10 protein-coding genes are annotated in these 13,338 nt (G+C 38.7%); 8 read left to right on the plus strand and 2 right to left on the minus strand.

Translation table 11 applies throughout. From position 1 onward, the window contains the following. Positions 1-689: 689 nt before the first annotated feature. The 8 genes from HRU80_05255 to HRU80_05290 all read left to right on the plus strand — a co-directional run bounded on the left by HRU80_05255 (position 690) and on the right by HRU80_05290 (position 10,168). Positions 690-2,318: a dynamin family protein gene (locus tag HRU80_05255; protein ID QOJ28315.1), complete on the plus strand. Its 1,629-nt coding sequence runs from the start codon at positions 690-692 to the stop codon at positions 2,316-2,318. 6 nt (positions 2,319-2,324) lie between these two features. After that, positions 2,325-3,890 (plus strand): dynamin family protein, encoded by a 1,566-nt coding sequence (locus HRU80_05260; GenBank protein ID QOJ28316.1) that lies wholly within the window; start codon positions 2,325-2,327, stop codon positions 3,888-3,890. Between the two features lie 3 nt (positions 3,891-3,893). Next, the gene (locus tag HRU80_05265) at positions 3,894-5,081 is read left to right on the plus strand and encodes a TerB family tellurite resistance protein (GenBank protein ID QOJ28317.1); all 1,188 of its coding nucleotides are present in this window, start codon (positions 3,894-3,896) and stop codon (positions 5,079-5,081) included. A 13-nt stretch (positions 5,082-5,094) separates the two neighbouring features. After that, a complete protein-coding gene (locus HRU80_05270; protein QOJ28318.1) occupies positions 5,095-5,427 on the plus strand; it encodes a hypothetical protein in 333 nt (110 codons plus the stop codon). Next, positions 5,417-6,994 (plus strand): hypothetical protein, encoded by a 1,578-nt coding sequence (locus HRU80_05275; GenBank protein ID QOJ28319.1) that lies wholly within the window; start codon positions 5,417-5,419, stop codon positions 6,992-6,994. Before HRU80_05270 ends, HRU80_05275 begins: the two co-directional genes overlap by 11 nt. Before the next feature lie 15 nt (positions 6,995-7,009). Next, positions 7,010-9,139 carry a dynamin family protein gene (locus HRU80_05280; protein QOJ28320.1) on the plus strand — a complete coding sequence of 710 codons (2,130 nt, stop codon included), beginning with the start codon at positions 7,010-7,012 and terminating at the stop codon, positions 9,137-9,139. 118 nt (positions 9,140-9,257) lie between these two features. Further along, entirely contained in the window at positions 9,258-9,539 is a 282-nt protein-coding gene (locus HRU80_05285) for a hypothetical protein (GenBank protein QOJ28321.1), read from the plus strand. Between the two features lie 47 nt (positions 9,540-9,586). Beyond that, positions 9,587-10,168, plus strand: a complete 582-nt coding sequence (locus HRU80_05290) for a four helix bundle protein (GenBank protein QOJ28322.1) — start codon at positions 9,587-9,589, stop codon at positions 10,166-10,168. A 111-nt stretch (positions 10,169-10,279) separates the two neighbouring features. Here HRU80_05290 and HRU80_05295 read toward each other — a convergent pair whose 3' ends face one another. Both HRU80_05295 and HRU80_05300 read right to left on the minus strand, forming a co-directional pair. Beyond that, positions 10,280-12,505 carry a S46 family peptidase gene (locus HRU80_05295; GenBank protein QOJ28323.1) on the minus strand — a complete coding sequence of 742 codons (2,226 nt, stop codon included), beginning with the start codon at positions 12,503-12,505 and terminating at the stop codon, positions 10,280-10,282. A 316-nt stretch (positions 12,506-12,821) separates the two neighbouring features. After that, positions 12,822-13,127 carry a hypothetical protein gene (locus HRU80_05300; GenBank protein ID QOJ28324.1) on the minus strand — a complete coding sequence of 102 codons (306 nt, stop codon included), beginning with the start codon at positions 13,125-13,127 and terminating at the stop codon, positions 12,822-12,824. Positions 13,128-13,338 lie beyond the last annotated feature (211 nt).

Consider the following 13,338-nt stretch of genomic DNA (forward strand, 5'->3'; position numbering starts at 1 on the left):
ACAAAGATGCAGAATTGAAATTTTAGTAAAATTAAAAAATTTTGAGGAAGAAAGAGGAAAATTTACCAGAAAGGACAACAAGGACAGGGAGGACAACAAGGACTGGAAAGGACAACAAGGACTGGAAGGACTGAAAGGACAACAAGGCACTGATGATTAAAAACCCGGAGCTATTTTATTTGATGTGTTAACAGTCAGTTACCGAGGAATTCTCGGTTACCAAATTGAAGTATGTATCAGAGAGTTTTCAGGGAATGAAAGTCACTAATTTTAAGAAAAATGCTTGCCATTTTACGTGAATCTCTTATTTTGTCAGGAAAGGATTTGATATCTTTTTTGGACGAAGTTTTTAACAAAGGAAAATTTTAATAGCTGGGCTGAAAACCAGAGGAGTAACCACATGATTTTTACAGAATGGGTATTACTTACCCAAATCAAACCTCCCAATGCATTTCATATGGTTTTGTAAAACATGAAACCATTGGGAAAGGGCGGAATCCCCAAAAACCTCAAATATTTCATTTTTTCTCTTCCGAATTCAGTTTCGATAAATAACTCGCAAATTGAGAATCCGGTTCAAAAAATCCTCTCATCTGACCAATCTAATAAATTTTCTCCAGACAAATGCTGCCCGGGTGGCAATTCTCTAATTCTTAATCAAATGTAACAACAATTAAAAAGGCACGGCTATGAGTATCGAGAATAAAAAAGCAAACTTTAAGAGTAAATCTGAAAAATTAAAAAGTTACTACGAAAAATATTCTCTGGGGTTAAATGATATTCAACAACTGATTGCCGGAATAAGTGATTTCTCAGTTGTAACGCCGGTAATCGGAGGGTTTTCATCAGGGAAAAGTTCGCTGATAAATGCTGTTCTTAGTTTAAACCTGATGCCGGTTGAAATAACTCCTGAAACCGCTATCCCTACTGAGATAAGGTACTCACCAAACGAGCAGTGCCAACGGTTAACTGAAGGCAAATGGTTAGCTGCGCAAGTCAAAGAAATCAGAGAAAATAAATTTCTTTACTCTGATACAAAGCTTGTTAAAGCATTTCTGAATGTGCCGTTTTTGAAGGAGATACCTTCGGTAACTCTGGTTGATATGCCCGGACTTGATTCCGGTATTGAGGCACATAACAGAGCGATTGATGATTATCTGCTGAATAGTCTGGCGTATATAATAACAGTTGATTCTGAACAGGGGCTGACCGAAAGTGTTATTCTTTTCCTGAAAGAGTTGAAGCTGCTGAGTGTGCCAATCCTGGTTGTACTGACAAAAACAGACAAGCGTTCGAAGTCTGATGTTGATGCGATGTTTGAGGATGTTAAGAATAAGATGGAGCAATACACCGGTGTTGGTAAATTTCAAATAACAACGGCTTCAGCAAGGAAGCAGGATGTTGAGCAGGTCAGAAAATTCTTAACTGAAATTCAGAATCAGGCGGATTCAATTTTCGAGAATGCAGTATCGCAGAAGCTTAATTCAGCAATTAGTGTCATTGAAAAATATCTTACTACCAGAGTCAATAAAGACGATTTTACGATTGAAGAAATTGCTGAAAAAGAAAAACTTCTTAAAAAGCAAATTGAAGAGCTGGAGATAAAGATAGACAAGGAGAAAGAAACACTCAGTTCCGATATTGAAAAATGTATCACGCTTGCAGAGGGGAAAATTAAAATGCGGCTTGAGGGGTCAACCGCCTCAATAGTTTCTGATTTATTGGCTAACCGTGACCCCAAAACGCAGATTAATTCGCTTGTGCGCGTTTCAATCCTGGAAAGCATTCAGACAGAAATTACCCCAAGAATTCAGCGCTTTTTTAACACGGTATCTGATTTGTCGGGTATTGAGTTAGAAATTAATTCTCATCTGGATTCTGACCCGATAAAAGGAAAAGTTAATGATCTGATGAAAGACTCAATAAAAAAGGTCACCCCGCTTATCCTGGCAGGTATAGGGTTTGCATTTGCAGGACCAATCGGGGCACTTGTCGCGGGTGTATTGTCGGTAATAACGGACATTTTCTTTGAAAAGAAAAAGCAGGATGATGCAAGAAGAACTGCTGAGGAAAAAGTAAGAAATGAAATAGTGCCGCAAGTATCCTCACAGGCAATAGCATCGTTCAGAACATCCATTGCGGCGCATCTTTCGGAAATTGTGGATAAACTCCACGAGTCAATAACTAAGGACAAAGAAATGAAAGAAAAGGCATTGGATGATTTAAGAGCGCAAAAAAATAAAGCAATTGAAGAGCAGAATTCAGTGCTTGCTGAGCTGCAGGAAGACTTAAGCCAGATTCAGGAACTAAAAAATTAGTGCAATATGGATTCTATTAATTATACAACCGCTTTTAACTTAGTCAGTAAAATTGTTCAGAACGGCGAGGGGGAAAGCTTTTTGCAGGATATTGCCGGTCTGAATAAGATTATTAATACCGACCTTCCGGAGGCAATGAAGGACTACGCCCCCTCAAATTTTGCAGAAATTTACTCGGATTTCAAATATACTTTTGAAAAATTTACGGACTTTATTCTTTTTGACAAACTTATTGGCAAAAACACTGTTACTCTTGGGGGTGGTTTCAGCACAGGAAAGTCCAGTTTTATAAATGCACTTCTTAAAAACCGGATGTTACCTTCAGAGATAGATCCTTCAACATCAGTGCCGACGTATGTGATTCATGGGGCAAAGGAGAGTGCGATAGGAATAAACGTTTTTAATAAAAAGGTAGATCTGGCAATTGAAGAGTTGAAAATCATTTCACATGGCTTTACTTCAGAATACAATGTGAAGTTCGGGCATTTACTGGAGACCATATTTGTTGAAACTCCGGAGCAGCCATTTAAGTCAATTTCATTTCTTGATACGCCCGGCTACTCTAAACCTGAGTCAGAAAATTACTCAAAGAAAACCGATGAAAATATTGCCAGAACACAGCTTAATTCAGCCAATTTTATTTTATGGTTCGTAAGTGCGGAAGAAGGTACAATCACCGATGAGGATATTAAATTCCTGCAATCCTTGAACAGCGGTATTCCTTTTGCGGTTATTGTAAATAAATCTGACAAAAGAGCAGAGTCAGATGTTTCTGACATTGTCGGGCTGGTAAAACAAAATCTTACTAATAGGGGAATATTTCCTCTTGATGTGATACCGTTTTCCTGCAGATACCCTGAGAAGTTTGGGAAGGAACAGATTCAGAAACTTCTTGCAAACTGGAATAAACAGGAATACGCCTCAACCTTTGCCAGGGATTTTAAGATTTTATTTGTAGAATGTATCGAATATTTCGAGGAACAAATAAGGAATGAATCCAGGCGACTTAACTGGATTAATACGGGAATGACGTTCTCTGATATTCCAGAGGTGAATGAAGCATTTACAAATCTAAGCAATGAGATAAAAATTTTCTTGAAAAACTACAGGGATAAAGAAAAAAATCTAAAAGAAATTAAAGATCTCTTTTTTAAGGAAATCAAATCGGTTGCCGATAAATATGGTATTGAGATGCCTGAACCATCAGAACTGGATTTACTTTCCTTCAAATCCCTTGATATCTTCAATTTAGTGCGAAAGAATAAAGACAAGAGAGGAATAAAAACCGGAGATTATTTCCATATCCTGCAGAACCAATTGACAGAATTACAAAAAAACGAAGAAATTTTAGTGTGGGGTCAAAAGTATTCAAAGATAATTGAAGATACAATCACTGAACAACTGGTGATAGAAGACGGTGCTTTGAATATGCATGTATCTTCTTCGGGAAGTATAAGGAGCAATCTTGGAGGTAATTTTCTGCCAGTAGAAGAAAATAACAAATTATTCACACAAACAATCAGGAAAAATTTAAGAAATACGATTAATCGTCAAAATCAAAAGGAGTATTAAGAAATGGCTGAATCTCGAATAAAAATTGATAATATTGATAAGGCAAGAGCATATTTCAAAGAAAAGAAAAATGAAGTCTATAAACTTACCAGGCATCCGTTAACAAAAGAGAGCGAATATCTTAAGGAATTATATGTGGCATTGTTATGCAGTGTTGCTGCATACGATGGTAAGTTGGCAGAGGGTGAAACCAATTATATTAAAAGAGTGATGTTAGGAATGGAGCTCAACTCTGAATTTGCAAAAGTTGTTAAAATGGGACTTGAAATAGATCAGAAAATGATTGATGAATTTATAAAGGCCTTCAGCGGTAACGACTATAGCCATTGCTTTTTAGCTGATTCATTAGTAGTGGCGGCAAGTGATGGCGTGCTGCATGATAAGGAAATTGAACTTGTAGCCGAAATATCGGAGCTGTTGCTGATTGTTAAAGAAGATGTTGATAAAATCTCAAAGCTCATTTCGGTAGTTTTCTTAAGAAAAATTGAGCTGATAAACAAATTCCTCGAATCAAATAAATTCGATTTGAATTTTGATTACCTGATTAAGAGTTTTGTGCCAAACTTCGTAAATCCGGAAACTTTTGAAACAATCACTGGAGATGTACTATATGAAAATGATAAAATATTCTTAAAGAAACACATTAGATTCGACAATGCAAAAATTTCCATTAAGGATAATGTTGCATTAAAATTTGAAGGACTTGAAACAGTAGAATTTATAAATTGTGAGATCGAAGGAGGCGAAAATAACCCAATTTTTGTTACTAATACTGGTAATGTTAAAATTCAGCAGTCAAAATTCTCTAATTTTAGCACAAAAGTGATGATTTTTGATACCATAACTTCTTTAATCGTTAAAGATTCGCATTTTGAAAATTGCGGTTATAAATTTTATAGTAGTTGGAAAAATATTCATAAGTCTGGAGGAATTTTTTTATTAACAAATACCACTTTCACAATGGAGAATTGTGTGTTTCATGAATGTTACATAAGGAACCATGAAAGCGATGATGAGCAATATACTCCAAGTGGCTTTGTTGCTTGTATTGTAAGATCTTCTGGAACAGTTCGGGGTAATCTGTATAAAGATTGTTATGCAAAATCAAATAACTACAGCAGGAATGGTTCGGCCTTGTTTTTTAATAACGATGGAAGTAAAATTTATGAATCTACAAATATGTTTCAATAAAAGGAGAAGAGTTATGAAATGGATAGTCCGAGGCACGATTAAAAAAGTAAATATTGTTTGCTGTGCAAATAGTTCGGTTGTTAAGTTTGAAATGAACTACAAAGATATTTACTTGAATGAAAATATTCTGGCTGTAAATAAGGATATTTCAGAAAATGATAATGCAAAGTTAATAGCGAAAGGAGAATACCTATTCGAAGCAACGGTAGATGCGGGATTTGTGCTCTCTGTTTTTGAGAATCGTATGATAGTGTCATTAATTTTTGAAACAGATAATATTAAAGATATCTTTAAGGAGGGCACAGCCATTCGGATTGATTCAATTGAGTTAGATCTTGAAAAATAAGTCACTCATATTTATTGGAGCTGGCGCAACAGCTCAAATAATGGGTGCAACAGAAGAGCTAAATCGAATTATTTATTCGCTTTTCAGCAGTAAGACAGAAGATTTTTACGAGAATTCTTTTGAAGATGATCATAACAAGGGATTCAATACTTTATTAAAATTGTTGGATCCTGCTAAAATGGATTCCGAGATTGAGCGGAAAGCATCTGAATATGCTAGTATCTACGATTTAAATCCTGAAGAGCTTAAGTTTAGCCTGCGTGGTTTATCTTCTATCTATGACTATGAATGTCTGTCTCATTTAGTAAGTATAACTGCCAATCAAACAGAAAAGAAGGTTGATTTAATGCTGCTCTACTCAACCATTGATCTCTTAATTAAAGATCAGGGAGGCCTACAAGCAGAAGCAAAATTCTTTGATTTGACCAGAATTAGGAAAGCGCGCAGTTTACTGAATGTAGTAATTCATACAATTTTGATGTGCCAGACAGCTAATGCCATAAAATCTCCGCAAAAAACTATACCGTACCTAAGTTTTGTTAATGAGTTGGTTGAATACACAAGATTAGAAAGTATTGAATTAGGAAAAAAGCACTCTGGTGATTTTACTGATCCTGATTTTGTAAATTTTGGATATTCTGTTGTTTCATTCAATTGGGAACCTTTAATATTGGGAATGATATTTAAGGCGCATAAAGACTTTAATCATAGTGGAATGACGCCTTATCTTGGGAATAATTGTTTGCGGCTCCGTTTGTTTAATGATTTTGGTCTGACAATAGGAAGTTTGAGAAAAGATAATAAAAACGATGTGGGGAAAGTCTGGTATCAGGGACATGAATCAATCGCTATCCGTGTTAATGATTCAGAATATCCCTCAAGATTAATGAGGGTCGGCAAATTTCTTTTTCCCCATGGCAGTCTTGCTTTTCGAATGTGCCCGGTTTGCCGAAAGACAAATTTTGTGGTTAGGGGGATCGACAATTTGCTGAATTACTTCGGACCTGGCATTCTCCCTGAATTCAACGATTTTTATTCTCAGGGACTGCTTACAGAAGCTGAATCCAAATCTTTTAAGAGGGGGCATTTTGACGCCCTTGAGTGCTATTGCTGCAAAAATATTATGAGAATGGTAGATACTCCGCTAATAATGCAAACTGCCTTCAAAGATAAATATCCGCCAATTCTTGAAGAATCGCTCTATGAATTAACTGTGCAGCTTATAAAAGCCAATCATTTACTTTTTATTGGATACAAATGTTCAGAAGATGATGTGGTTTATCGTTCAAAAATTCTGGCTGCAATTGCAAATTCAAAAGATAAAAAAGTAAGTGTGGTTTTATTTGATAGGGCTCTACAAGACCAGAACTGGTTTGAACGTGAAGAGTTAAAGCAAAAGTTAGAATCCCCTCTAGTAAATTCAGAAACAAAGAAGTTGATTCAAAATTTCCTCGATCTATTTCAATCTGAGGATATTAAAATTAGAATATCGTTCAAGGGTTTTCCGCAAGTAGTTACGGAAGGAAGCTCCCCTCAAAGAGGGCTAAAGCAATTATTAGAATACTAAGGAGAAATTACAAAAATGTTTACCAAAACTCAGGCAATTGAAAAGGTATTTGATGAATATGCATCAAAGATTGATAAGATAATAAATTCGCTTAAGAAGCATGAAGATTCTTCACAGTCGTTTGTTAAAATTAAGGATCATTTTGCAAATAAGACAAATGATTTTTACCGTGAGGACAGGAAACTTCGTATTGCCGTTATAGGGCAGGTAAAGGCAGGTAAATCAACATTCCTGAACACCATGCTTTTTGACGGACAGGATGTATTGCCAAGGGCTGCTACACCGAAAACCGCGAATCTTACGGTTATTAAATACGGAGATACCAACTTTCTGGAAATTGATTTTTATTCCAAAAGTGAATGGGATGAATTAGTTAAACTCGCCAGTTCTGCCGCAGAGATTGAAACTGATGAAATAAAGGTTGCAAAAGAAATTGTAGGGATGGTACAGAAACAAGGCATCAGTGTTGAGGAATATCTTGGCAAAAATGACTACAGGATTGAGTTTTCGACTTATGATGAACTACTTGGAAGATTAAACGATTTTGCCGGCGCAGACGGCAAGATAACGCCTCTGGTAAAATCGCTCCAGATGACCATTAATAATGAGAAGATTAAGAATATTGAAATAGTGGATACTCCAGGAATGAATGATCCGATAGTTTCCCGCACTGATAAAACAAGGCAGTTTATCGAATACTGTGATGTGGTTTTCTTTCTGAGCAGATGCCCAAAATTTTTAGATAAAACCGATATGGAGCTTTTAACCAGACAACTGCCTCAAAAAGGGGTCAGTAAAATGTATCTGATTGGCAGTCAGTATGATTCGTCAATAAATGATTCTATTTGGGAAAAAGGCAGTTATCAAAAAGCAGATGCGGATAACAAAAAGCGGCTTATGGAAAGGGCAAATTCCGAATTCGAAAAGTTAATTGAAAAAATGAAGGAGAGAAATGTTAAAGATTCAATTCTTGAGGTGATCGCTAATTGCAAAAAACCGATACTGATTTCCTCAATGGCTCATAACATGGCTAAAAAGGAGAGGGCATATTATAATGAGGAGGAGATGGTTGTGTTCGCAGGCATTTCAGAATATGAAAAAAAATTAAACAAAGAAATGCTGCATACACTGGGTAATTTCAAGACTGTGAACAGTGTTTTTTCAGAAATTGTCGAAAATAAGGACAAGACGTTAGAAGCAAAAGCCGTGCATTTTATCCCCACTTCAGTAGCAGAAGTTAACGGTGAATTGGATGCATTAAAATCTAAGGTTGAAAAGCGAATAACAATTCTTTCCGCTAATGATATCGCCAGATTAAAAGAGAGTAAAAAACACACGCTCTCACTCAAGCATAAAATTCAGGCCGATATAGAGAATATATTTGGCGGAGTCGCGTTAAATTTAGAGAAATTGAAAACCGAGCTTTTTAGTGACATTCGCAAGACCATGAGAACTTATTCCAGAATTACAGAAAGAACAGGCACCGAAGAAAGGACAGGATATAATGAGGTATCCGCTTCCTCGTTCTGGAGACCTTGGACTTGGGGGACCACTAAAATGGTGGCATATAAATATACCGCTACCTATACCTATCTGGATGTAAGTGATGCGATTGAGAACATCAGGAATTATGCGAATGACACAAGTACAAGTATTGAGGAGAAATTAAATGAATCGCTTAATTTAAGTAAAACTAAAAGAGAATTGCTCACTGTGGTTGTCCAAAATTTTGATACAACCGATGATGATTTTGACCCTGCTTATTTCCGTCTGCTGGTTGAAAAGACTCTGAATTCGGTCGAGATACCAGTGATAAAAATTGATATTAAGAATGAAATCAAGAATTTAACATCTTCGTTTAGCGGAGAAATACGTGATGGCTCAGAAAAAAGTTCTCTTCAGTTAGCTATGAATGATGCTTTGCACAGTATTTTTGAGTTTATTGAGGGGAACCTGGTTAAGGAGTTCGTTAAAATTAAAAGCAGCATACAAAATTTGAAAGATTCTCTGGCTGATCAGTTGCTGAAGGATATTACGGATGAATTGGATAACATTGAACAGTTGTTCAAGAATCGTGAAAAAGAGCTAAAGAATAATGAAGAATTGCTGAAAGTGATTGCTGATTGTAAAAAGCTGGTTGCTTGAGAGAATTGGTTTTAAGGACAAGAAGGACTAAAAAGACAAGAGGGACAGGAAGGACAACAAGGACAACAAGGACTGGAAGGACAACAAGGACAACAAGGACGAGAAGGACAGTAAGGATATGAAGGACGGAAAGGACAAGAAGGACAGGAAGGAAAGCAAGGACTGGAATGACAGCAAGGACTGGAAGGACAGCAAGGACAGAAAGGACAACAAGGACTGGAAGGACAACAAGGACAGAAAGGACAACAAGGACTGGAAGGATAACAAGGACTGGAAGGACAACGAGGATGAGAAGGACAGCGAGGATGAGAAGGACAGCAAGGACTGGAAGGACAACAAGGACAAGAAGGAGAACAAGGACAAGAACTGGAAGAACCGGAAAGAAAGCAATTACAGGTAAAAAACACGATTCTCAAAAAAGGTGAAAACTAGAAGGAATGAATTTTAATGGAAGACAACAATAAAAACCCGAAGGGTTTTATTCCTAAACATGGCGGGTACCGGAAACTGAAAAGCTATCAGAAAGCCGAGATTATTTATGACGGGACAATTTATTTTACCAAACGGTTCTTTAAAAGCTATGACCGCACAGTAGATCAAATGGTGCAGGCAGCCAGAAGCGGTAAACAGAATATTGCGGAAGCTAGCATAGCCTCTGCTACTTCCAAAGAAACTGAGATTAAGCTTACCAATGTTGCAAGAGCTTCTTTAGAAGAACTGAGAATTGATTATGAAGATTTTATAAGAAAAAATAATTATCAGATTTGGGATATAGACCACGAACTGGTTGCCCGCCTCAGAGAATTAAACAGAATTCCCGATGCTGCTTATGAGACTTTCCGTAAGGCAATTGAAAATGAAAATCCTGAAATTTGTGCCAATACTATGATTGGTTTGATAAGAGTGGCAAGCTTCCTCCTGAATAATCAAATTAAATCTTTAGAGGAATCTTTCATTAAAGAAGGCGGTCTTCGTGAAAGAATGACCAAGGTCAGAATAGATCACCGAAACAACAACCAGGGAAATTAGCGACGCAGTCGTTATTGTCCTTGCTGTCCTTATTGTCCTTTGAAGGCGTATATACAAAAAAACCCGGCCATTGCTGACCGGGTTTTTTGTTTTTAACAGGGGTGTTAATTCTTACTGAGCCTGTTTGTCGGTTTTGGTTTTGTCTGCCGGATTCATTTTTCCGTTCTTCAGTTCGTTTGCAAGGCGTGTGGCTTTGTAAACATCTGCTACGGATTCATATATACCGGAGGAGTGTACCGCAACGGTTCTGTTTGCTGTTTCATCAAAGATGAACTGTCCCGGCAGGCTTTCGATGTTGCCGTCGAATGCAATACCTACTACTTCACCTTTTGAGTTAATCATAGCTGAACCGGAGTTGCCGCCGATGATGTCGTTTGTTGCTACAAAGTTCATCGGGGTCTCAAGATCAAGCTCTGCGGGAGGATTTACCCACTTCTCAGGAAGATTCCACGGGAATTTGCCTTCATGTGAATAGTAACGGTCGTAGAGTCCGAAGAAGGTGGTGAACACCGGAGCAGTGGTTCCGTTATAGTTATATTTTTTCAGCACGCCGTCTGAGATTCTGAGTGAGAATGTTGCATCAGGCGGAATGGAGGTGCCGTACACTTCAAAGAGCGCGCGGCCAAGCTGCTGATTGTAATCAGATTCTTTTAAGTTGAGCGCGCGTGATCTCTGCATGAATGCAGTTCCCTGGTCGAATGTCGCAAGCACATACTGAATGAACGGGTCATTGCTGGAGAGTATTTCTTCAGGGCTCTTGTTTGCAAGTTCAAGCACACCTTCTTTGGTGGTGACTTTTGCATTTGCGAGTGCATAGTCTGCTGCTGCTTTACCGGTTTTGCCGCCGCTGAGTTTTGTAACGAGCGGATCATTATTGCCGAGCACCATCTGGAAGACGCGGATATTCTGCTGAAGCTGTTTGTCGCTGAGCGGCTTATCAAACTTTTCAGGCCAGAGGTTATCTTTATACTTCTGAAGCATATCCCCCTTGAACATCGGCTGACGTTCATCTTCCGGCTTCTTCATTTCTTTTGCGAGGTCAATCAGCGCTTTTGCAAAGAAGAAATATTTTGAAGTGAAGTTCGGGTTCAGATTATAAGCGAATGATTTTTTCGCGAACGTTCTCAGTTCTTCACGAACTGCTTTGATGGAATCCCAGAGACCATAGTAGGAAGAAAGCGCGGGCTTCTTCATTACTTCGTTTTTGAAATTCTTTTCAAAGTCATATTTTTTCTGCATCAGGTAGGGATCTCTCAGTCCGCCGAGGATTCCGTTGAATGCTTTCTGTGAGTTCATAATGCCGAAATACTGATCGGAAAGTTCAAGCTCTCTCTCTGGATATTCAGCAATCATTTCGCCGTATACAGCAGCAAGCGAGCCAAGCACTTCAAGCTGCAGCGGATAAGCTATATCACGGAAGTACTCAAGCTGAGCAACGGTTTTCAGACGGTTGGTGGTGCCAGGGTTCCCGACAACAAAAATCGGTTCGCCCCATTTCGGGCCGTCGGTGCTCCACTTGTAAAAGTGGGTTGACTTAATCGGTTCGCCTTTATCATCATACGCACGGAAAAAGGTATAGTCAAGATTATAACGGGGGTAGGTGAAGTTATCCGGATCGCCGCCGAAGAAGCCCATCTGTTCTTCAGGTGCAAAAACCAGGCGGATATCGGTATATCTCTTAAACCCGTAGAGGGAATATTTGCCGCCGTTAAATAGAGTGATGGTCTGATATTTCAGGCCGGTTTCTTTAGCGTATTTTTCTTCAAGTTCCTTGCTCTTTGCTTTTTTCAGGTCATCTTTTTCTTTCTGAGTGGTGCCTGCATCAATAGCTGCCTGCATTTCAGAGGTGATGTCCTTAATTTCAACGAGCTGATCAACATAAAGGCCTTCAATTTTTCTTTCATCAGCAAGCGTTGGAGCCCAGAATCCGTTGCCGTGAAGATCTTCACCATCCCGGGTAGCCGAAGTAATGCTCTGGCGCGCGCAGTGGTGATTGGTCATAATCAGACCGTCTTCCGAGACGAAAGAAGCTGAGCAGTAGTTGGCAAAGCGGAGGGCTGCCATTCTGACATTGTCCAGCCACTCGTCGGTTGCGTGAAAATCATATTCAGCTTTCAGGTGATCTTTCGGAGGGAAGTCGAAAGTCCACATTCTTCCGGTATCAAACTTGCCTGCCTTAACAGTATCAAGCTTTACCCAGGTTGGTGCGGTGTTATTGGACTCCTGTTTGGTATCCGGAGCATAGGTTTGTGTGTGGTGAGACGGCGAGCATCCGATGATTCCGGCCAGAAGCAGCAGGGTCATCAGTTTCATGCCGTTAGCCAGGGCTTTAGACATAGAGCGTATCCTCTTATATGTTATGGTTTTATAAAGAAATAAACATTAAAATTACGAAAATAATGCTTCAGGGGGGAGGTAAAATGATGAATGGTTAATTATGAAGTATGAATTATGAAGTAAGAATTGTGAATTGTGAATTGTGAATTGTGAAGAACGGCTTTATCAACAATCTCCGGAGATTTGTATTAACCAGGTAATTTATCAAGCTGGTTTTTAGAGGTGAGTTTAGGGTAGCGGGTTCCGTCCGGATCAGGCCGGGGTCTCTAAGTGGTTGAAAACAGGGGAGTTGCACAGATGCAGCTCCCCTGTACTGTTAAATGTATGAGTCTGGGAAATAGAGGGGTTCTATATTCCACTCATCCTCTACGGTGCCGCCGCAGTGGGAGCATTTGTCAACGTTGAAGGTAACTTTTTCCTCAGCGTCGGAAGCACGGACCATATTAACCACCGTGCCGCATGACGAACACTGTACCACATGGTGTGAGAGGGTTTTTTTGTTGCATCTTGGACAGATGTGCCCCAGTTCCCCGGGGTCTTCGGCCGGATCAACCAGAAATGTTGAACGGCAGCGGGCATTATTGCAAATTGCAAAATGCTTTCCTTGGTCTGTAACAGTCATTCGATAAAATGTCTCCGGACTTTCTGAGTGTTAAAGTACTAATCTGCTGTGAAAATCATCCCAAAGCAGAAGAGTTTCCCTGTCAAAATACAGGAAATTAACCTTTTGCCAAAACAAATTTTCAAAAACAGATATACTAAATAACCCGCTTTCCGGAGTAAAACGATTCAAAAAAAATCCCCTTTTGAGGTAAAATTCAGCACACCAACGG

The organism is Ignavibacteriales bacterium (assembly GCA_015709675.1).
GTDB lineage: Bacteria > Bacteroidota > Ignavibacteria > Ignavibacteriales > Ignavibacteriaceae > H2-BAC3.